This is a genomic window from Pseudobythopirellula maris, from assembly GCF_007859945.1.
GTDB lineage: Bacteria > Planctomycetota > Planctomycetia > Pirellulales > Lacipirellulaceae > Pseudobythopirellula > Pseudobythopirellula maris.
Genome location: NZ_SJPQ01000003.1, coordinates 118,374 through 139,813, shown reverse-complemented (window position 1 = coordinate 139,813; position 21,440 = coordinate 118,374). Strand labels below are relative to the sequence as shown.

Here is a 21,440-nt window from a genome sequence, read left to right as displayed (position 1 = left end):
GCTCTAATTTCGACCAATGAATCACTGCGGGATCGGCCGGGCCTGCACCGCCCTTCGGAGCCCGTGCTCGCTTCAATGAGGCCGCGGCTTTTCAGCCGCGGAAACGGCCCCGCGCAGGCGGCGAGGATGAGCCGAGAAGCCGCTCGGGCGCAGAACGCCGAGGGGCGCAGTCGGCGCGCGAGTGTGCTAGTGGTTTGTAGTACCGAAGTGCGCGGATGCAGAGGGAACGGTCGATTAATCACCGAATGGCTCAACTACCGTTCTCCGAATTATCGCAAGATCAGTGCCTCTCCAAGCCAAACTCGTTAAACCAGTCTCTCAAGATCCGACCGAACCCTTTGCCGCGCTCGGGCAGAGCCGCCATTGGAATGATGCTGTGGTCGTTCGACGCTAAACCGGCACTGTTCGTGACCGCCTCGAAGTCGTGCGGCCTCGCCACTTGCCGAGCGTCTTGAATCGACGCCTCCGCGATGAGAAGTGATTCGTGTGAAACGGGGGCGACAATCGGCGACCCTTCAACTGCTCGCCAAGATTTGTGGGGCCGCACGGTTCGCCGCGGCACGGGGGCAGGCTCTGGCGTCAAATGGATGGAGGTCGCCGCTAGTCGATCGCTGGTTCGGTCCTGAACCACTTCGCTGTTGTTAGCGAGAGAAAGCACACCGGGGAAGTCTGTTTCGGGCTCGACACTGAGGGAGTCTGGTGGGGTGCTGATGGGGTTGTTCTCTGTGGGCTCTGCATGAGCCTCGTCGAACGCCGCTTGCCACAACGCCAGGTCTTGCTCGTCCACTTCGCCATCGTCGTTCGCGTCTGCGCGAAGGTCGGTGGTCGATCCCTCGGTCGCGGCCCACAGGGCGAGGTCCGCCGAATCGAGTGCGCCGCTCAGGTCGAAGTCGACCGCCGGCGCCCGTTCGCCGAGATGGTCACGCCACACGGTGAAATCGGCGCCGTCGATGACGCCGTTGCCGTTCCCGTCGGCTCTGGGAGTATTTAAAAATCCGAACGTATCGACCCACTGCTGGTAGTCGTCTTGGTCGACAACGCCGTCGACGTTGTAGTCGCCCTTGGGAATCGAGAGGTTCTGCCACCAATAGGCGTTTGAATGCACGCCGGGGTAGTTTAGCACTACGGTCGGGACGAGATCGAGGTCGCCGTCACCGTCCATGTCGATCGGCATGGGGCTGTTCGCGTGGTCACCATAGATGCTGCCGGACTCGACCCACGTGCGACTTCGAGCGAATTCGCCCGCTCCAAGATTGCGCCGCCATTGCCCAACTCCCGTAGAACGGTACGAATAGAGGATGTCCTTGGCGCCGTCACCGTCCAAGTCCGCCAATTCGAAATGGGAGATATAACTCGACGTAGTGAGGAGGGAGTGGCTAACGATTCCATTGCCGGTGTTTTCGAACCATCCCACACGAGTCCTTGAGCCGCCCACTGCTTGAGTAGTCAGACCGTTAGCGATGTCTATATCCCCGTCGCCATCGATGTCTTCGAATCGATACTCATAATTGAGTGAGCCGCCGGTGATCCGGTGGGGCATGAACCCGGCTGGGCCATAATTGAGGAGGGCGATCAAGCCGCCACCGTCAGCCGTGTCTTCGGCGGGGGCTACCAAGTCGATCTTCCCGTCGCCATTCCAGTCGACCATGTCGGGGACGCCATAGAAGCCTTTGGCCAATCGCTTCCTCGCCCATTCTCCGCTCAGGTTCTCGTAGAGATCGACACCGTACTCGCCTTCGGTGTAATCGATAGTGAGCAAGTCGGCGTCGCCGTCGCCGTCGATGTCCGCAGCCGTGATCCAGTAAGTGTTGGTCGAGCTCACGTGTCTGCCCGCTTCCAGCGTATCCGTGAGCTGGAATCCGCCGTCGGCGTAGGCGTACACGTAGATCTCTCGTTGGGATCTCAGGATGAGTTCGGGCAAACCATCGCCATCCAAATCGGCCGAGGTATACGCCCGATATTCACCGGGGAGCGAAACATACTCATGCGGCATGAACGATTGGGAGCCGTCGTTCTCGAGCCAAAAGAAAGATTCTCCCAAGCCGTAAGACCCGTAAGACAACGCAATCAAGTCGATGTCTCGGTCACCATCGACATCGATCGGCAGCACATTAGAACTGGAGAAGGGGAATCCGTTGATAGGGACCGTGTCGCCGAAGACACCGGGGGTGGAGACAGGCGAGAGGATCGTCACTTCGTGATCCTCAGCCTCGCCGTCCGGCGCCGCGCCGAGAAAGCCCAAACCGCCGCCAGTGCTGATCCGCAAACGGGCGTACGTTTCGCCGCTCGTCGCGTCGGGCGGCGTGGCGAAGATGACGACGTTTTCTCCCTCGGTCACGTGCAGCGAGTGGGCGATCCGCTCTCCCTCGCCTCCCCAAGAGCCGTCTCCGTTGAAGTCGACCCAAGCGTCGAGTCGCGCCCCGGCGGGGGCCATCGAGACATCGACAACGAGTCGTGACTCACGGTCACCCACGCGCAGCTCCGCCACGAGCAAGCCGTCGTCGTCGGCCGTCTCGGCGCCGGGCTGGCCATCGGTCTCTTCGGTGCGGAGCGATCCGAGTCGCGGCCCGCCGGCCCCGTGACGGGCGCCGTCGTCCGCCAGCAGGGTGGGGTAGGTGGCCGGGGCGTCGCCGAAGTCGCCCGGCTCGTCGTCGACGATCACGACCGCCGCGGAGCCGGCCTCACCGACGATGTGCTCGTCTCCTTCGAGCAGGCTTACGACGATCGTCTCGTTCGATTCCAACCACGAATCCGCGATCGTCTCGAACAGCAGCTCTTTCTCCGTCTCGCCCGCGGCGAACGTGAGCGTCACAACGCCTTCGACCGCTGTGGCGCCGTCGAGCCACCGGTAGTCGTTTCCTGACTCCGCGGTGCCCTCGATCCGCAACGTGACATCCAGCGGTGAGTTGCTCGGGCCGGTGCGTCGCAGAGTGTAGGCCGCTTGCCCGCCGTCGTCCTCCGACAGGCTGGCCGGCGTCACGGTGAGTTCGATCGAATTAGTGACCTGTTGGAAGATCATCACCCCAACCGCGTAGGCTGTGGGCCCCCAGGCGAGGATGTCGAGGTCGCCGTCGAGATCGATGTCGGAGACATCGATGCCACTCAAATTGTCGAGCGCCTTGGTCACCGCGTGCGAGGCGAAGCCCTGCTCGCCGAGGTTCTCGTACCAACCGACGGCGCCCTCGTCTTCCCGGGTAGTGACGACATCGAGGTCGCCGTCGGCGTCGAGGTCAGCGGTGACCAGCAAAAGATTGTCGTTGCTCCTCCCCTCCATGATGGGATGCTGCTCAAAGCCACCTGCACCATCGCTTTCTAACCACGCCAATGAGCCGTAGTACCCGGTGTGGCGAAGAATATCGGGGTAACCATCGTTGTTGATGTCAGCGACCGACAGCTCGGGGGTGACACTATAATACGACTCGTAGGGGATCGACGCTTTGACCGTGAAGGCCGCATCGACGCCATGGCTTTCATACCAGTGGATCTCCACAGCGTTGCGGGCGTAGCCGACGAGGTCAAGGTCGCCGTCCCGATCCATGTCGACCGCTTCAAAGTCGCCGCTGATCGAAACACCCTGAAGGGTTTTCTCGATGAAGTTTCCGTCGCCCTGGTTGTCGAACCAGACCCCTCCCCTCAGGACATCGATGTCGCCGTCCTGGTCGAAATCGACGGTCACGATCGCGGCGTTGCTTGAGAATCTGTCAAGCTCCAACGTGGTGAAGTTCCCACTGTCGTTGCGGTACCACCGATTGTTGGAGCCTACGATGTCATTATCACCATCGCCGTCCAGGTCGGCCGCGGCGTAGCGATGGTTGTAAAAACTTGTGTCCGAGGTGATCGTTCGGAAATCACCGAAGCCTCCGCTGCCGTCGTTCTTCCGCCACACAAGGCCGGCTTGCTGCTGCCAACTGACGAGGTCATCGGCGCCGTCACCATCGATGTCGGTCACGACAGCACTCCTGAGCCAGTCGACGGTCTCCGTGGGCAGATCCATGCCGTTGTTAAAAAATCTGCTGCCCCGCATCGGCGGGTAGAGCGTCACGGCGACGTCCTCGACCTCGCCGTCGATAGCCGACCCGAAGGGCGAGTCGACGCCGTCGGTGCTGAGCCGGAAGCGGGCGAAAGTCTCACCGGAGCCCGCCCACGCGGGCACGGAGATCGCGACGCGGTTCTCGCCTTCGACCACCGAGACGCGCGTCGCCACCCGCTCTTCGGGGCCCGCCCAGAGGCGGTCGCGGTCGAAGTCGATCCAGGCGTCGAGGTACGCGCCGGCCGGGGCGCCGCTGACGGTGATGAACGCCTCGGAGGCCGGATCCCCGGCGTGGAGCTCGGAGACGACGATGCCTTCATTGCTCCCCCCGTCGCCCAGCGCGTCGATCGATGGCGCGCCGTCGGTCTCCGCGTCGCGATAAGACCCGATCCTCGGCCCCGTGGCGCCGTGCCTCGCGCCGCCCGAAGCCCGATCGACGCCGTAGCTCGCCGGCGCGTCGCCGAAGTCGGCCGGGTCATCGTCGGCAATCGTGAGCGTGTACCGATCGGTCGTGCTTTGGCTAGTGTTGTCACGGACGACAAAATGGCTTCCTAGGGGCCTGAGTACGATCCGCTCGTCGATCTCGAACACGCTGTCGTCGCGCGTCGTGAACTCGAGCGTGACGCCCCGCTGCCCCGCAGGGATCGTGACCACGCCGCCGCTCGCGTCGAGCGTGTCGGCGCCAACCAAGACAAAGTCTTCGCCCAGCGTCGCCTCGCCGGTGAGCGTAAACGGGACCGTCAACGGCTCCGGTGCGTCCGCGGGATCGAAGCCGCCACCATATATCCTGGCACGACCGAAGTAGTAGTCGATCGTTTGGGGCGCCGCCTCATCGACAAGAGTGGGGTATAGGTATTGAGCCCCGACATACAACTCGGTCGGGGCGTTCCTGTGCCAGACAAAGTCGTACAGGTAATCGGAGAACGTGAGGAGGTCGAGGTCGCCGTCTGCGTCGATGTCGACAAAATCCCCTCGCACGTGCTCGGGGAGTTCGGTGTTGATCACCTCGCGGTCGGCCAGGCGGATCAGCACGTTGTCGCAGACCAAGTCGAGCCGCCCGTCGTTCGTCACGTCGAGGAGTCGTAGGTAAGGAGTGGAATAATTGAACGTGTGCAGGATCTCGATGGAATAGGAGCCGTCCCCCTCGTTGGTCAGCAGCCCGATCTGTTTGTCCCAGGTGGCGACGAGATCGGCGTCGCCGTCGTTGTCGGCGTCGACAATGGCAGCCGAAACATATGCGTCGATGCCCGGCGTGAAGTGGTACAGCTCGTAGCCGTTATCGCTGTTCTCGGCCACTAAGAGCCGATAGCCGAATTCAGAGTCCCACGTGTTCAGGAGGAGGTCGAGGTCGCCATCGCTGTCGATGTCTCCCACGGTTGTTTGTTTTGAAGTGAGCCCAGTAGCGATCGTGTGCTCGGACCACGTATCGGGCCCCTCACGTTCGAGCCAGCTGACGAAGTTATCCCCGGTCCAGAGCACGTCCAGGTCCCCGTCGTCGTCCATGTCTACCGCCTGAAGCTGCACGGGCGCTTCCGAAAGGGCAAGGGTTTCAGCAGTGAAATCGCCTTCCCCGTCGTTGAGCAGCAGTCGGATCGAGTAAAGCCCGTTAGTATCAGAATGCAATACAACAAGCAGGTCGGTCGTGCCGTCACCGCTGAAATCGGCGTGAGCGCGCAGGCTCACATCACTGGAACTATCCGCCACAATGACATGAGGGATATAGCCGTTGTCGGTGGCCTCGTGCCACGAGAGAGATTCTCCGTCTTGATGAAGGGCCAAGAGATCGAGGTCGCCGTCCGAGTCGAGGTCGGCTCCACGCACGAAACCCGCGTTGTCGGCGACCGGCACGATCTCGATCGCCTCGGAAAAGAAAGCCGCTGCCCCCGAAACTGCCAGCATACGGCGGTCTTCAAGAAGCTCGCATCGGAGCCGTCTCGACCGGTAGCTACCGCGAGGCCGGTCCGAGGGATTTGACACAGAATGATTCCAGTAGCCTTGCGACGGCATCGATGATCCTCCCTGATTCGTGGCTGCCTAGCAACAATCTATGCCAACCGGAAGGTCGAGACGAGTCCAGTGATCTTCCAGAGGCCTATGTCGCCTGCCAGGCCGACGCGATTCGCCAGTGATGGGGCTCACGGCAGGTCGGTGGAGAGAGGCGAGATTGGGCGTATTCTCCTATTCAGTAGATCCCATGGGAATCCAGCTGAGTGCTTTCGCACAGCAAGGTTCGACTGTAGTTGTGAACCTCGAGGCTCGCGATCGTGTCCGAGCTCCAGTCAAATCCCCTTTTGCTACTCGCTACAGAGCTAGTTTGGAGGTGCATCATGCGTCGCAACATCCCCGAAGACCTGTCCTTTCGAGCCGATGAGCAAGCGCCGGCGGGGGTACCCGTCGGAGACGCAGGTGAAGGTCGGCGTCCGGGTCGTCCACGTCGCCGACGATCTACCTCCGAAAGAACTGGCAGAGAAGCTCGGCCGCAACGACCTCTGCCCCTGCGGCAGCGGCAAGCGCTTCAAGCGGTGCTGCCTGAAGCGGGGCCGATTTTGACGGGTCGCTGAGAGACCATTACCTTTAGGGAAGCTTAGGAGCGGCCAAAGCGGTCGGCGCCTCCCTTGTTCCGGAGTAGTTCAATGGGAGAACGCCCGGCTATTACCCGGGTGGGTGCTGGTTCGAGTCCAGCCTCCGGACTTATTTCGCTATACGACCCTGCTGGCGTAAGGCAGAGGAGAAGGTCTATGTAGCAAGACGCACACGTACTCCGGAGTAGTTCAATGGGAGAACACTCGGCTTCGGACCGAGAGGGTGTTGGTTCGACTCCAACCTCCGGACCTCACACCGCAAATCCAGGATACGCCGTCTTTCAGCTCGCAAAGGCGTTGACGACGGCCGGGGAGCATCCAGACGCCTCCACCCGCAAGCGTGCCGAAGAGAAGGCGGCAAAGTGGGTCGCCATCTTCTCGCGGATGGTCGACGGCACTCTGTCGGTCGGTTCACGGACGCCGCTGGCGGACGTACCGAAGTGGGCGACTCTGGAAGTCGCGACCGGCGGCTTCGCAACCGGCGAGCTGCTGGCCGGCGGACCGCTTCTTGAACACGAAAAGGCTCTTGCCTCGAAACACCAATTAGAGGTCGCCGAAGGAGACCGCACGGCTCTCAATCGGTTCTTCCTTACCGACGAAGGGCTCAGCGAACTTCATTCACTGCTCGAAAGTGGGAAGTTCGATGTCTCCGTGCCAGAAGAGGGGGCCTTGCTTGTAGTCGCATGGCTTGGCTCAAACGGCCACGGCGACCAGGCTCGTAATTTGCTTGACGCGGTTGCCCCGTACTTCGGGCGCCTCCGGTTCTATCCAGAGCCGACCGAGCGGCCCCGGCGATTCGGGTCCCGCGTCTGCGTGCAGGACGTCACTCGAACGATTCGGAGCCTGCGGAGCATCAAGCCGAACCGAGCAATCGCCGCCCAAAAGGAGGCGATTGCCGTCTGGGCTCCCCTATACGACGAGCTAGTCGACCTGTTCCTGGAAACCATGGACGGCGAGCCGCCCAAACTCCAGCCGGAGACGAACAGTGGCTCCCGTCAAACAGCAGAAGGGCAAGCTGTCGTGATTGGTGGATGGCCCTGCAAGGTCTTCCCTGAGATGTGGACGGAACGAGCCACTGATCTGTTGCGACGGTTCGAACGACTCCAGCAAGAGCACCAGTTGAGCTCGAAGCCGACGCACCGCAAGTCGAGCTTGGCTCAGCTGATGCCTTTCCTTTCGCGGTGTGTCGCCGACCCCGCGTTGCTCTCGGGCTGTGAGGTCGGTCGGATTCGGTTGCTGCTCGCCCGGTACATCAACAAGCGTGGGTTGCCGGACTCCACGCGATGTCGCTCGCTGCGTGGCCTTCAGGAGCAGCAGGCGAAGACGCCAATATACAACGAGGTTGCCGGAACCGTTGTTGCACGGCTCTTCGCCTACCCGGGCAACGAAGGCATTGAAGACCTCGCGGCGGTTACCGAGCCAATCTCCGCGGAAGAGGCCTCGCACTGCGGACTCGACGCCGGTAGTGACCTACCCGACACGATTCGTCGACGCATCGAGCGGTGCTTAACCGAGTCGGTTGAGGTCTTGGTCGAACGAGGGCTTATCCCGTCGGGCGACGTCCTCGCCGAGGTTCTGCCGCAGCTTACTTCCGGTTTGCGAGCGGCGGGCATCGATGACCCGCAACTGCGGCAACTATATGCGGCAACCTACCGGGCTTTCCGACGCCGCCGTTCGCTGCTCCTGCTCGACCTGCAAAGCCAAGTCAGGATTGAAGAGCTGCCGTGGGTCGCTGCGTTGGAGAGTTTCCGGACCGACGACCTGCCCGCCCAGCAGCTCGCTCGCCAGACGCTCGAAGAGGTCGCGTGCCTCACGCTCACTTCGTTCCCTCACGCCATCGTCCCGAACAAGCTCTTGCAGGAGCTGCGGGCGTTAGCGAAGGGCGCCGGCGTCGAGTTGCCACTTGTCGACGAACTGGCTGCCGACATCTTCATGGGCGAGTTCTCCGAGAAGTTCGTCAAGACAGCCAGGCTCGCTGCAGAGTTTCTCGACAGCACGCTGTACGCGACGTACTACGGTATCGATTGCGAGCAGATTCGTCAGCTGCCCAAACCATCACGCAAGCGTTCGCGGTCGTGGTTCTACAACACGACACCGACGCTCGACGCGTTCGCCGACCTTTGCTGCAAGCGGGCGGGAGTGAGGTACGGCGGATGGGACTCGGCGATCAACGGGATGATTATCGAACAACAGCAAGTCCTGACGACGCAGAATTTGGCTTCGCTGTTCAGTGGGCTCGGCCTGGCGGAGACGCTACGGCCGCAGTTGTCGTCGATGGCCCGTCACTGCTTCGAGTGGATTTGCCGACGTCAGCAAATCAACGAATCGCTGTGGCATGCTCGGCTCATCACGATGAAGAATACGGCGTACGCTTGGCGGCAGATGGTCTTCTTTCTGTCGTTCGTCGGTGACGCGGAGCTGACCGAATTCGTGGCGTGGGCCGAAAGCCACCTCTCTATTCAACAGCCCGAGTTCCAAGTGCGATTCCGTCCGGCAATGGATGGGTTGGTACACGCGATCGGCGGTTGCACTCCGTTCGGTGTCGACGAGAACCTAAGCGACGGACGACAGTTCCTTGGGTGGTCGAAATCGCGTCACTGGCTGCTAGCCTGAGAAAATCGCCCGCAAGGAGGCGTCCGCATGCTGCTAACACTCTCCACAACCCACCAGCCGGCGACCGACCTCGGTTACCTGCTGCACAAGCACCCGGACCGGTGTCAGACGTTCAATCTGACGTTCGGCAAGGCTCATGTCTTCTATCCCGAAGCAGGCGAGGAGAAGTGCGTCGCGTGCTTGCTGCTGGACGTTGACCCGGTAGGGCTCGTGCGCGGCAAGGGGGACTGGAAGAGTGGTCCGCTCGACCAGTACGTGAACGACCGGCCCTATGTCGCGTCGTCGCTGATGAGTGTGGCGATTTCGCAGGTGTTTGGATCGGCGCTGTCGGGTCGGTCGAAAGAGCGAGCTGAGCTGCTAGAGACGCCGATCCCGCTGACGGCTCGGATCGACGTTTTACCGGTCCGCGGTGGCGAGGAGCTTCTACAGCGTATGTTCGAGCCGCTCGGCTACCAGGTCGTTGCCACCCAGCACCCCCTCGACGAGAAGTTTCCGGATTGGGGCGATAGCCCGTACTTCTCGGTTGCGCTCACGCAAACGACCACCGTCGCCACACTGCTTCAACACCTCTATGTGCTGATCCCGGTATTCGACGGCAAGAAGCACTACTACATCGGGCCCGAGGAGGTGGAGAAGCTGCTCGCCAAGGGCGAGTCGTGGCTCGCCGACCATCCCGAGCGAGACCTAATAACTCGCCGCTACCTGCCACGACGCCACGGCCTCATCCGCCAGGCGTTGGCTCGACTTGTTGAGGAAGAGGCTGCAGAAGAGGAGACCCTCGAACCAGAAACTCTGGCGGCCCAACCGACGCCACAGCAAGAACGCGAGCTAAGCCTGCACGAGCAGCGACTCGGGGCAGTGTTGGCCGCGATCCGCGCGTCGGGCGCCAAGCGCGTGGTCGACCTCGGCTGTGGCGAGGGCAAGCTGCTGCGCGAGCTGCTCGCCGACAAGCAATTCACCGAGATCCTCGGCATGGATGTGTCGGTCCGGTCGCTCGAGATCGCCCACCGGCGGCTGAAGCTCGACCGGCTGCCCGAACGGCAGCGTGAGCGGATCAAGCTGATTCACGGCGCCCTGACCTACCGCGACGAACGGCTGGCGAACTTCGACGCTGCCGCCATTGTCGAAGTCATCGAGCACCTCGACCCGGCCCGACTCGCGGCGTTCGAGCGGGTCGTCTTCGAGCAGGCTAAGCCGACGACCGTTGTCCTCACCACGCCCAACCGCGAGTACAACGTCGTTTGGGAGTCGCTCCCCGCCGGAGAGATGCGGCACAGCGACCACCGCTTCGAGTGGTCACGGGCAGAGTTTGAAGAGTGGTCAGGTGAGGTCGCCGAGCGGTTTGGCTACTCGGTCCGCTTCCTGCCGGTTGGTCCGGAGGAATCCGAATACGGTGCTCCCTCGCAGATGGCAGTGTTTCAGAACATAGCAGAACCATGACTGACAGCATTCGACAATACGTCGGTACCGGCAAGAAGATTCGTGTGGAGCGTTCTCTGCCAAGCAACCCACGGCTCAACGGCTTTCTCATTGATGCCTCAGAGTCGTTGGGCGTGATGCATTGCTTCCATGACTTTATGCCAGACGGATTTTCTGTTTTTCGTATTGCAGACGTTACTGGAGTTCGTTCAGACAAATACGAACGGCATTGGGAGCGGATGCTGAAGGGCGAAGGACTTCTGTCTGCACTTGCGACGCCACCCTCACTCGACCTCGCAACCATGCGGTCGGCAATTGACTCAATAAAAACACAATACGATGGAATCATCATTGAGTGCGAGGATGCTGAGGACGAGAGTGAGGATTTCTACATCGGGTCAGTGCTTTCGACCAACGACGAGAAGGTGACACTCCAGCATTTTGATGGTCTCGGGACTTGGGAAGATGCACCATCCATCATCATGCTGAGTGACATTTCCCTCGTCCAATTCGACACTCCCTACGTCAACACCTTTTGGAAATATCTGGCCGAGCCTTCGGCACCCAAAGACAACCCATGAAATCTCGCGTCCACAACAGCCCGAACCTCATCTACTCGGTGGGAACCCAGGTCGTCTCGCTCAAGGCGGTCCAGGGTTCTGGCGGGCGGGTTGCGCACCCGGCGGGGGCGGTGGGCGTGGTTGTGCGGTCGCCGCGGGACCGGCAGCACTCGTACCGTGTGCGGTTCGTCGACGACTTCGAGGCCCCGCTGCACCACGACAACCTGATGCTGCTGGCCCAGTGGAAGGAGATGCCAGCCAAGGAAGGAGCGATCAACGACTCGAACAAAACGCTCTCGACGCACGGGCTGTTCGACCGGGTCATCTATCGATGCGTGGTCGGCTCGCGGGCGTTCGGCCTTGAGACCGACGAGTCGGACACCGACCGCCGGGGCATCTACCTGCCGCCAGCCGATTTGCAGTGGTCGCTGTACGGCGTGCCCGAGCAATTGGAGAACGACGGCCCCGTTGGCTGGAAGGGCGAAGAGTGCTACTGGGAACTCCAGAAGTTCCTCATCATGGCCCTGAAGGGGAACCCAAACATCCTGGAGTGCCTCTACACGCCGCTGGTCGAGCACGTGACGCCGCTCGCCGAGGAGCTGCTCGCCATGCAGGACGCGTTCCTCTCGCGGCTGGTCTACCAGACGTACAACGGCTACGTGATGTCGCAGTTCAAGCGGATGCAGGCCGACCTCCGCAACCAGGGCAAGGTGAAGCCGAAGCACGTGATGCACCTCATCCGGCTGCTGCTGTCCGGCATCCACGTGCTCCGCGAAGGCTTCGTGCCGGTCGACGTCGGTCGGCACCGCGAGCGGCTCTTCGCCATCAAGAACGAAGAGATGCCGTGGGACGACATCGAGGCCTGGAGGAAAAAGCTGCACGCCGAGTTCGACAGGGCGTTGGAGGAGACCGACCTGCCGGAGCGGCCCGACTACGAGCGGGCGAGCGAGTTTCTGGTGAGGGCACGACGCATGGCCGTGGCGGAGGAACTGCCATGAACGCCCAAGTCATCGATTACGAAAAACTCCAGAAGCAGGTCGACGCCCATCCGTACCCGCTCGTCTTTGCGACGATCAGCGGGGCGCACCTGTATGGCTTCCCGTCGGCCGACTCAGACTTCGACCTGCGTGGCGTGCATTTGCTGCCGTTGGAGCAGGTCGTCGGCCTCGACGGTCCCGAGTGTGGCGGCGAAGACACCGTCGAGAAGGAAGGCGTCCACGACGGGCTCGAGATGGACCTCGTCACGCACGACGCGAAGAAGTTCTTCGGCCTGATGCTGAAGAAGAACGGCTACGTGCTGGAGCAACTGCTCTCGCCGCTTGTGGTGCATACGACACCTGAGCATGAAGAGATGAAGGCGATCGCCAAGGACTGCATTACCAAGTTCCACGGCCACCACTACCTCGGCTTCGCGGCGACGCAGTGGAAGCTATTCCCCAAGCCGCATCTCTCGGGGGACGGGCCCCCACGGGTCAAGCCGCTGCTATACGTCTACCGCGTACTGCTGACCGGGATCCACCTGATGCGCTCTGGCGAGGTCGACGCGAACTTGCTGACGCTCAACGAGACGGCGAAGCTGCCGTACCTTGACGAGCTGGTCGAGCGGAAGCTCGCGGGGCCGGAGAAAGGGCGGCTCGACGAGGCGGACATCGAGTTCCACGAACGAGAGTACGAGCGGTTGGTTGCGGAGTTGGAAGCGGCGATGGCCACCTCAACGCTTCCGGAGCTGCCGACCGGCAAGGACGCGTTGAACGACTTGCTGGTGCGGCTTCGTGTGTCCAACCGAGGAACAGAGGTCGCCACATGACCAAGCTTGCGGAGACCATCGAGCGACTCTACGCGACATTTGCTCCCTACCGCGTTGGGGACGACTTCGTCGGTTGCGATTGCTGCGTGTCTCCTGAAGAGTCGGGAGAGCTCGCGTCCAGGCCTGTCCGCGAACTGACGTACGAAGACCTTGAACACTACTCGCGGTCGGCGATGTCTACCTGGGGAGACGTTCGGCACTTCAAGCATTTCCTTCCGCGGTTGATGGAACTGGCCGTCGAGTACCGAGATGAGTTTCTCGACCTAGCCGTAGTGTTTGGAAAGCTCCGGTACGCTCAATGGCAGGCCTGGCCACCAACAGAGGTCAATCGGGTTGACGAGTACCTGCGAGAGTATTGGGCCTACCAACTGAGTCTCGACCTCGATAGCCCGCATAGTGACGCAATCGACACTGTGCTATGTGCTGAGGGATGTGCTTTGGAGTCGGTGGAGCCATTGCTGTCCGCTTGGCTCGCAGAAGACTCGATATCGGCGAAAAAACACCTCGCTGCATTCGTTCTTTGCAATGACGACTACTTGCTGAGAAAACACCGGCTCGCGAACGCTTTCTGGGACGACCGGACGGTTCCTCACGAAGAAGTTCTTCTTTGGCTTAGGTTACCAGAAGTCGCAGAGTACCTTGCCAGCGGGGAGTTGCCAGATGAATTCGCACCTGCCGCACACCAGCTAGAGACGGTCCAGGCAGCTCTTGCGGAGGCCGCTACATGAACTTTTCGACTCCCAACCTGTCGCTCGTCGTCCTCATCGGCCCCAGCGGTTCCGGCAAGAGCACGTTCGCGCGCCAGCACTTCCTCGGCACCGAGGTGCTGTCGAGCGATTACTGCCGCGGTCTCGTGAGCGACGACGAGAACAACCAGGCGGCGACGGGTGACGCCTTCGACGTGCTGCACTACGTCGCCGCTAAACGGCTCGCGGCGGGCAAGCTGACTGTGGTCGACGCAACCAACGTGCAGCGAGAATCACGGGTATCGTTAGTGAAGCTCGCGCGCGAGTACCACACGCTGCCGGTCGCGATCGTCTTCAACCTGCCTGAGGAGGTCTGCCAAGAACGTAACAAGAGCCGCGCCGACCGCGATTTTGGGCCGCACGTGATCCGCAACCAGCGGTCGCAACTGCGGCGATCGCTCAAGAGCCTCAAGCGGGAGGGTTTCCGGCACATCTTCAAGCTGGAGACGCCCGACGAGGTTGAGGCCGCCACGATCGAGCGGGTTCCGCTCTGGAACGACAAGCGAGACGAGCACGGCCCGTTCGACTTCATCGGCGACGTGCACGGTTGCTGCGACGAGCTTGAAGAGTTGCTGGTCCAACTCGGCTACGAATCACGACCGGTCGCCGATCCGGGCCCCGGTTGGACCGACTGCTGCTACGTGCATCCCCAGGGACGCAAGGCGGCATTCGTCGGCGACTTGGTGGACCGTGGGCCGCGCGTACTCGATACGTTGAGCTTAGTGCGGAACATGGTGATGGCCGGCTCGGCGATCTGCGTGCCAGGCAACCACGACGCCAAGCTGCTGCGCAAGTTGCGTGGCAAGAACGTGCAGCTCACGCACGGCCTCGCCGAGACCAAGGAGGAGATTGATGCGATCGCCGAAGAACAACAAGAAGCGTTCCGCAAAGAACTCTCGTCATTCCTCGACGGCTTGGTAAGTCACTACGTGCTCGACGACGGCAAGATCGTGGTCGCTCACGCGGGCATGAAGGAGTCGATGCAGGGCCGCGGCTCGGGCAAGGTGCGTGAGTTCGCCCTCTACGGCGAAACGACCGGCGAGACCGACGAGTTTGGCTTGCCCGTCCGCTACCCGTGGGCGAGCGAGTACCGGGGCGACGCGATGGTCGTCTACGGCCACACGCCGGTCCCCGAAGCGGAGTGGCTGAACAAGACGATCAACATCGACACGGGCTGTGTGTTCGGCGGCGCCCTGACGGCGCTGCGCTACCCGGAGCTGGAGACGGTCTCCGTCAAGGCGAAGCAGACCTACTGCGAACCTTCGCGCCCCTTCCTCGACGAGGACGAAAAGGCGCCAACGCTGTCGTCGCAGCAGGCGAACGACGACTTGCTCGATCTGGCCGATGTGACAGGCAAGCGGATTGTCTCCACTCGCCTGCGGCCGAACATCACGATCCGCGAAGAGAACGGCACGGCCGCCCTGGAGGTGATGAGCCGCTTCGCCGCCGACCCGCGTTGGCTCGTCTACCTGCCGCCGACCATGTCGCCGTCGGAGACCAGCACGAAAGAGGGCTACCTCGAACACCCCGAGGAAGCGCTCGGCTACTTCCGCAGCCAGGGCGTCCCGAATGTCGTGTGCGAAGAGAAGCACATGGGCTCGCGGGCGGTGGTGGTCGTCTGCCGCGACCAGGAAACCGCCACCAAGCGTTTCGGCGTCGAAGAAGAGGCTGGAATCATCACGACCCGCACCGGCCGTCGTTTCTTCAACGACCTCGGGATGGAGTCGGCTCTGCTCAGTCGTGTGCGTGACGCGTTGTCGGGAGCGGGTTTCTGGGAAGAGCACCAGACCGACTGGGTCGTGCTCGACTGCGAGCTGATGCCGTGGTCCGCCAAGGCTCAAGAGCTGGTGAAGTCGCAGTACGCCGCCGTCGGCTCGGCCGCCAACTCGGCGCTGCCGCCGGTGCTGGAGGCTTTGGAATCAACCGCCAACCGGCTCAGCGGTGAGGAGTCGGATTTGCTCGAAGGGCTTGCCGAGCAGTTTGGTCGCCAGCGAGAGTCCGCCAGCCGGTTCGTCGACGCCTACCGCCACTACTGCTGGCCGGTCGAGTCGGTCGAAGACTACAAGCTGGCCCCGTTCCACATCCTCGCGACCGAGGGCAAGGTCCATGTCCAGCAAAACCACGAGTGGCACATGCAGTCGCTCGCCAAGGTCTGCGAGCAGGACCCCAAGGTGCTACTCGCCACGCCGTACCACGTAGTCGACGTGACCGACCCCAAGCAGGTCGATCAGGCGATCAGTTGGTGGACCGAGCTGACCGAGGCGGGCGGCGAGGGGATGGTCGTGAAGCCGCTCGCATTCGTCCCCTGGAAGAACAGCATTGCCCGTGGCAAACGCGGTCTTCTTCAGCCAGCAGTAAAATGCCGAGGCCGCGAGTACCTTCGGATTATCTACAGCCCCGACTACACGAGCGAAGCGAACCTGTCACGGCTGCGTAGCCGTGGGGTAGGCGCCAAGCGTTCGCTCGCTCTGCGAGAGTTCGCTCTGGGTGTCGAAGCGTTGGAGCGGTTTGTCCGCCGCGAACCGTTGCGTCGCGTCCACGAGTGCGTATTCGGCGTTTTGGCGTTGGAGAGCGAGCCGGTCGATCCGCGGCTTTAGAGCGGTTTACTCATAGGTGTAGACGCTCGGCTCGCGATCGGCGTCATGGCTTCGTCAGCCTGCATCGACAATGCACCGCATTGCCTGCTTCGGCTTCCTCGCCACGCCACCAATCGCTTCCCCGCTCGTCCACACCAATTCGAAAACCGCTCTAGCACGGACATCTGGCCGCCCGCCGGGAGTGTCACGACAATGACCCACAGGCCATATTCAATCATGGTTAGCCGGCTCTCTGCCGCTGAACCTTACTGAAAGTACGTGCACATGTTAGGTGATGCGGGACCACCTGTGATCGCTCGGCTTTGGACGGCCCAGATCAGTAAATGGCAGACTCTCAATCATCAGAAGAAGATCCGGCACGTACAGAACGGCACGGGCCCGATCAAGTTCCGGCGAGAATGGCTCGACGAGTACATCGATAAGAAGGCGGAGGAAGCGTCGCCTGCTCCACGACGGAAGGCGACCAAGGCCAAGCCGAAAGAGGCTCAGCCTGCCCACTTTGGCCTCGACCCAAGTCTTTTCAAGCCGGCGGCGTGATCGGCGCTAGGCGCTCTCCCAGAGTGGCTCGGCGTAGCTCTCGCTCCACTGCAAATAATGATCCTGGCAGACTTGTGGCGAATTGCCCATAAGTCGGGCCAGAGTCTCGATGTTGGTCGGCTTGCCAGACCAAAAGCCTTGCAGGACTCGTTTGGCGTAGGTGTGGCGGCAGGTGTAGAAGCAGGCGTCGTCGTCGAACTTCACGCCCTGCTTGATCAACCTCTTCTTGATCGTCCTCAGCCGTTCGGTGAGGTTGTACCGCTTCCATGGCGTGCCGGATTGGCAGCGGAAGATTGGGCCTTCAAGATGCATCCGCTCTCGAACCAACGCGAGTATCTCGGGATCGATGATCCTGAGTATGCGCAAGTTGCCGGTTTTCGATTCGTGCGGTTCGAAACGCCATTCCATGCGATCACCCATGTCCTCGACGTGGTCGGCTGTGAGCTTCGCGAACTCACAGCCCGGTCGGGCGCCGGTGCGGATGCACACCTTGATCGCGACCGCTAGCGACGGGCTGGCAGCCGAGAGGAGGGCTCCTTCTTGTTCGGGCGTGAAGTAAGTGATCCGGGAACGTTGCTTAGGAGTCTTGTATCCCTTGATCGGATTGACGGGGATCATCCCCGCTTCGACCCCATAGTTCAGGGCCCGCTTGACTGCTTGGATCTTGGTTCGGCGGGCTCCCTTCCAACCGGGGGTGCTTGCAACCACTTGTCCAGGTGGAGCGGCTTGAGCTTGGGGACGGACAGCTTGCCGAATCCATCGTGGAGGTAGTCGGACCGTTTCGGTTTCTTCTCTTCCTTGCCTGGCTTCGGGACAAAGCGGGACGGAAGTCCAATAGTGAAGTCGAAGAGGGTGCGCTGGCGACTCTCGAAGGTGGAGGGGGCGCCGGAGTCGGCTACCTTGGCGAGGTAGGCGGTGCAGACGTCGAAGACGGTCACGTCGTCGCCGTAGGCTTCCTATTCTGACTCACCATTGACGAGCAAACGATGGTACGCCGCTTTAACCTCGGCAAGCGGGGGGTTGCGTTCCCGCATCCGCTCGCCGCTGTCGTGCTCGAGAGGGACAAACCGACCGTCGATCTTCGTGAACCAGCCGCGCCCGTCGCGGTAGAAGTAACCACGATTCCGGCTGCCCCGTCCTCTGCCAGGCCCCTTCGCCTTGACCGTCCCTTTCCCCTAGAATGCCGCGGCTGCGGAATTGCCGGCCGTGCTCGCCTGTCGAGAGTTGGCTTCTGAGAAAGAGTAGCTCAGAATTTAGTGCCAAATTTAGTGCCACGGCCCGGCACACCCTCGCTCCAGCCCTGTAAAATGAGGGGTAAAAGCGATTATGCCCCCGTAGCTCAGGGGATAGAGCATAGGTTTCCTAAACCTTGTGTCGCAGGTTCGAATCCTGCCGGGGGCGCTTTTTCTTGGCGGGGCCTTGCTGCTCACCCTTCGATGAGCAGCACGGTCAGCTCCTTCGGGCCGTGGGCGCCGAGCACCAAGATGCGCTCGATGTCACCGGTGCGGCTGGGGCCGGTGATGAAGGTCATGAAGCTGGGGTAGGCGTCGCCGTAGCGCGACTCGAGCAGCTCGTAGGCGTCGACCAGGGCGCCGATCAGCTGCGACTTGCGAGCGACCACGACGTGGTGCGGCGGCAAGACCGACAGCGCCCGGCCGCCGGCCGAGCGCGTGGTCACCAGCACGCTGCCGGTTTGGGCCACCAAGGCGTCGCACTCGGTGAGGCCGACTTCGCAGCGTTCTAGTTCGTTCGGGTCGTAGCCGCCGTCCGTCATGACGGTCTCTAGGCCAAGCTTCTCGGCCAGCGGCGTGACGAGCTCTCCGGCGTGGGCGCCGAGGCGCGACCAGCCGTGCTCGGCCGCCATGCGGGCGAGCTCATCGCCGGCGGCCTGGAGCGATGGCACGGGGACGAACCGGGTCTTGAGCGCGGCGGACTGCTCGGCGAACAGCGCCTTGCTCTCTTCGTAGTTCTCCCCGCCGGTGGGGAGCGAGCGGCGGATCGCCTCGGCCCGCGCGGGGCCCGACTCGGCGAGCTCCAAGGCGGCCTTGGGGGGCATCACCTGAGGGCTCGTGGGCGTGCGCAGCGCGGCGCGCACTCGGCCGAGGATCGCGGCTTTGGAGTCTTGCGGCATGTCTTTATTTCACCACAGAGAGCACAGAGGTGACGGAAGAAGCGGACGCGGATGAACGCGGATCTAACGGATTGACGAGGATTAAAAAGAAGAAGCAAGGATGTGGTGCGGGAGCAGGCGGGCAGCTGCTACTCACTCTCCATTAATCCGCGTCGATCCTTTCAATCCGCGTTCATCCGCGTCCCATTTTTCTGTCCGTCGCTGTCTCCTTAGTGCCTCGGTGGTTGATCCTTCTTGCGTTCGCGCCAGAGTTGTTGGAATGTCTTGGGCGCGGGGGCGGGGAAGTCACGCGTTTTACGCCAGGCGTAGACCGGGTCGAGCCGGGTGCCGTGGATCGGGCGTGAGAGGGTGTGGGCCCAGCGGCCGAGCGAGCTCGCGATGCCGTAGAGCCAGGGCTGGCGCATTACGAGGGCGAAGCCGCGCATCTGCATGCGTTCGGCCCAGCCGCCGGACGACTCGGCGGCCGAGTGGCGGTTGCGCAGCAGGTGGTGGTGCAGGTCGATGCGGACCGGGCAGGTCTCGGTGCAGGCGCCGCACAGCGACGAGGCGTTCGAGAGGTGCTTCCAGTCCTTCATGCCACGCAGGTGGGGCGTGATGACCGAGCCGATCGGCCCCTGGTAGGTGGTGCCATAAGTGTGGCCGCCGACGTTCTTGAAGACCGGGCAAACGTTCAGACAGGCGCCGCAGCGGATGCAGCGGAGGGCGTCGCGTTCCTCGGGGTGCGCTAGCAGCTCGGTGCGGTGGTTGTCGAGGAGGACAACGTGCATCTCCTCGGGCCCGTCGCACTCGCCCTCTTGGCGGGGGCCGGCGAACTGCGAGTTGTAGCCCGTGAGCCGCTGGCCGGTGCCGGCCAGGGCGAGCATCGGCAACATCACCGCCAGGTCCGCGAATCGTGGGATGACCTTCTCGATCCCCATCAACGCGATGTGGACCTTGGGCATGGCGGTCGTGAGGCGGGCGTTCCCCTCGTTCTCGGTGATCGAGATCATGCCGGTCTCGGCCACGCCGAAGTTGGCGCCGCTGATGCCGACGTCGGCGGCCAGGTACTTCTGCCGGAGCGCCTGGCGGGCGATCATGGTGAGCGCCTCGGGGTCGTCGGTCGGGGCGTCGCCGAGCTCGCGCTCGAACAGCTCGCGGATCTCGCCGCGTTTCAGGTGCATCGCGGGGAAGACGAAGTGGTAGGGCGCCTCGCGGCGGAGCTGGACGATGTACTCGCCGAGGTCCGACTCGACGACGTCGTAGCCTTGCTTCTCGAGCAGCTCGTTGAGGTGGATCTCCTCGGTCGTCATGCACTTGCTTTTGACGATCGCCTTGGCGTCGTGCTTCTTGAGCACGCCGACGATCGCCGCGCGGGCCTCGGCCGCGTCCGAGCACCAGTGGACGTGGACGCCGCGCGCTTCGAGGTTGTCGGCGAACCGCTCGAGGTGCTCGCCCAGGTTCTCGATCGCCTGCCACTTGATGGCGGCCGCGGTGGTGCGCGCCGCCTCGTAGTCGCCGTACTTCGACTGCTGCCCGCTGCGGGTGAGGATGTAGCCGTTGAGCGCCGTGCGGAGGAACTCGCGGCGGTCGCCGTCCTGCTGCATGCGGTCGGCGTCGGTCTGAAACTGGACGGTGTTCACGCTCATCGGCTGGCCAGCACCTCCGCCAGGTGCATGCACTTGGGCTTCTTCTTTTGTCGGGTCAGGTATCCCTGGATCTGCATCAGGCAGCTCGGGTCGTTCGATACCACGTACTCGGCGCCGGTCGCCTCGATCGATTCGGTTTTGACTTCGACCATCGAGGTCGACACCTGGGGGAATTTCACGCTGAACGTGCCGCCGAACCCGCAGCAGGTTTCGGCCTCGGTCATCTCGACCAGCTCGAGTCCGTCGACCTGCTCGAGCAGCAGCCGCGGCTCGCTCTTGACGCCCAGCTCGCGGAGGCCGTGGCAGCCGTCGTGGAAGGTGGCCCGGCCGGGGAGCTTGGCGCCCACGTCCGAGGCGCCCATCTGGTGGACCAGGAATTGGCTGAATTCGTGGGTCCGCTCCCCGATGCGGGTCGCCTCGGCCTCGCGCGGCGTGTCTCGGAACAAGTCTTTGTAGAAGTGCTTGACCATCGCGGCGCACGATCCGGAGGGAACAACCACCTGTTCCGACTGGGAGAAACAGCGAAGGAAGTGGTCGGCGACCTTGGCCGCTTCTTCCTGGTATCCGCAGTTGAAGGCGGGTTGACCGCAACAGGTCTGCGATTCGGGGTAATCGACCGTGCAGCCGAGTCGCTCAAGCACGTCGGCCATCGCCAGCCCGACGTGCGGAAAGAGTTGGTCGACGAAGCAGGGGATAAAGAGACTGACGTTCAAAACGGGGCCGCCGCGGTAATAGCCAACAGAACTAAGTGAGAGTAAGCTTAACGATCTTACACTAACACGACTATTCACGG

The 21,440-nt window shown here is 62.4% G+C and carries 15 protein-coding genes and 3 tRNA genes; 12 read left to right on the top strand and 6 right to left on the bottom strand.

Going from position 1 to position 21,440, the window contains the following annotated elements; genetic code table 11:
* Window positions 1-280 precede the first annotated feature (280 nt).
* On the bottom strand, window positions 281-5,929 hold the full coding sequence (locus Mal64_RS13450) for an FG-GAP-like repeat-containing protein (protein ID WP_197525753.1): 5,649 nt from the start codon (window positions 5,927-5,929) through the stop codon (window positions 281-283).
* Window positions 5,930-6,397: 468 nt separating this feature from the next.
* Between Mal64_RS13450 and Mal64_RS13445 the strand changes: the two genes are divergently transcribed.
* The 11 genes from Mal64_RS13445 (at window position 6,398) to Mal64_RS13395 (ending at window position 16,891) form a co-directional block, all read left to right on the top strand.
* Window positions 6,398-6,580, top strand: a complete 183-nt coding sequence (locus Mal64_RS13445; protein ID WP_146401096.1) for an SEC-C metal-binding domain-containing protein — start codon at window positions 6,398-6,400, stop codon at window positions 6,578-6,580.
* Between the two features lie 69 nt (window positions 6,581-6,649).
* Window positions 6,650-6,721 (top strand) — tRNA-Asn (locus Mal64_RS13440).
* Between the two features lie 69 nt (window positions 6,722-6,790).
* Window positions 6,791-6,862, top strand: a tRNA-Arg gene (locus Mal64_RS13435).
* Between the two features lie 47 nt (window positions 6,863-6,909).
* On the top strand, window positions 6,910-9,225 hold the full coding sequence (locus Mal64_RS13430; protein ID WP_146401094.1) for a hypothetical protein: 2,316 nt from the start codon (window positions 6,910-6,912) through the stop codon (window positions 9,223-9,225).
* Window positions 9,226-9,252: 27 nt separating this feature from the next.
* The gene (locus Mal64_RS13425; protein ID WP_146401092.1) at window positions 9,253-10,665 is read left to right on the top strand and encodes a 3' terminal RNA ribose 2'-O-methyltransferase Hen1; all 1,413 of its coding nucleotides are present in this window, start codon (window positions 9,253-9,255) and stop codon (window positions 10,663-10,665) included.
* Entirely contained in the window at window positions 10,662-11,225 is a 564-nt protein-coding gene (locus Mal64_RS13420) for a hypothetical protein (RefSeq protein WP_146401090.1), read from the top strand. The genes Mal64_RS13425 and Mal64_RS13420 overlap by 4 nt, the downstream gene beginning before the upstream one ends.
* Entirely contained in the window at window positions 11,222-12,202 is a 981-nt protein-coding gene (locus Mal64_RS13415; protein ID WP_146401088.1) for a nucleotidyltransferase domain-containing protein, read from the top strand. Before Mal64_RS13420 ends, Mal64_RS13415 begins: the two co-directional genes overlap by 4 nt.
* On the top strand, window positions 12,199-13,011 hold the full coding sequence (locus Mal64_RS13410) for a nucleotidyltransferase domain-containing protein (RefSeq protein ID WP_146401087.1): 813 nt from the start codon (window positions 12,199-12,201) through the stop codon (window positions 13,009-13,011). The genes Mal64_RS13415 and Mal64_RS13410 overlap by 4 nt, the downstream gene beginning before the upstream one ends.
* Complete coding sequence (locus Mal64_RS13405; protein WP_146401085.1) at window positions 13,008-13,739, top strand: hypothetical protein; 732 nt, start codon at window positions 13,008-13,010, stop codon at window positions 13,737-13,739. Before Mal64_RS13410 ends, Mal64_RS13405 begins: the two co-directional genes overlap by 4 nt.
* A complete protein-coding gene (locus Mal64_RS13400) occupies window positions 13,736-16,354 on the top strand; it encodes a polynucleotide kinase-phosphatase (RefSeq protein WP_146401083.1) in 2,619 nt (872 codons plus the stop codon). The genes Mal64_RS13405 and Mal64_RS13400 overlap by 4 nt, the downstream gene beginning before the upstream one ends.
* 288 nt (window positions 16,355-16,642) lie before the next feature.
* The gene (locus Mal64_RS13395) at window positions 16,643-16,891 is read left to right on the top strand and encodes a hypothetical protein (protein WP_197525752.1); all 249 of its coding nucleotides are present in this window, start codon (window positions 16,643-16,645) and stop codon (window positions 16,889-16,891) included.
* Window positions 16,892-16,897: 6 nt separating this feature from the next.
* Here Mal64_RS13395 and Mal64_RS13390 read toward each other — a convergent pair whose 3' ends face one another.
* Together Mal64_RS13390 and Mal64_RS13385 are read right to left on the bottom strand one after the other, a co-directional pair.
* A complete protein-coding gene (locus tag Mal64_RS13390) occupies window positions 16,898-17,509 on the bottom strand; it encodes a hypothetical protein (protein ID WP_146401079.1) in 612 nt (203 codons plus the stop codon).
* A 20-nt stretch (window positions 17,510-17,529) separates the two neighbouring features.
* Window positions 17,530-17,829, bottom strand: coding sequence for a hypothetical protein (locus tag Mal64_RS13385; protein WP_146401077.1), 300 nt, complete (start codon window positions 17,827-17,829; stop codon window positions 17,530-17,532).
* Between the two features lie 390 nt (window positions 17,830-18,219).
* Between Mal64_RS13385 and Mal64_RS13380 the strand changes: the two genes are divergently transcribed.
* A tRNA-Arg gene (locus tag Mal64_RS13380) sits at window positions 18,220-18,292 on the top strand.
* A 25-nt stretch (window positions 18,293-18,317) separates the two neighbouring features.
* Here Mal64_RS13380 and Mal64_RS13375 read toward each other — a convergent pair.
* The 3 genes from Mal64_RS13375 to Mal64_RS13365 form a co-directional block, all read right to left on the bottom strand.
* The gene (locus Mal64_RS13375) at window positions 18,318-19,022 is read right to left on the bottom strand and encodes a LutC/YkgG family protein (protein WP_146401075.1); all 705 of its coding nucleotides are present in this window, start codon (window positions 19,020-19,022) and stop codon (window positions 18,318-18,320) included.
* 209 nt (window positions 19,023-19,231) lie between these two features.
* Window positions 19,232-20,647: a LutB/LldF family L-lactate oxidation iron-sulfur protein gene (locus Mal64_RS13370; RefSeq protein WP_146401073.1), complete on the bottom strand. Its 1,416-nt coding sequence runs from the start codon at window positions 20,645-20,647 to the stop codon at window positions 19,232-19,234.
* Window positions 20,644-21,360, bottom strand: coding sequence for a (Fe-S)-binding protein (locus Mal64_RS13365; protein ID WP_146401071.1), 717 nt, complete (start codon window positions 21,358-21,360; stop codon window positions 20,644-20,646). Before Mal64_RS13365 ends, Mal64_RS13370 begins: the two co-directional genes overlap by 4 nt.
* Between the last annotated feature and the right edge of the window lie 80 nt (window positions 21,361-21,440).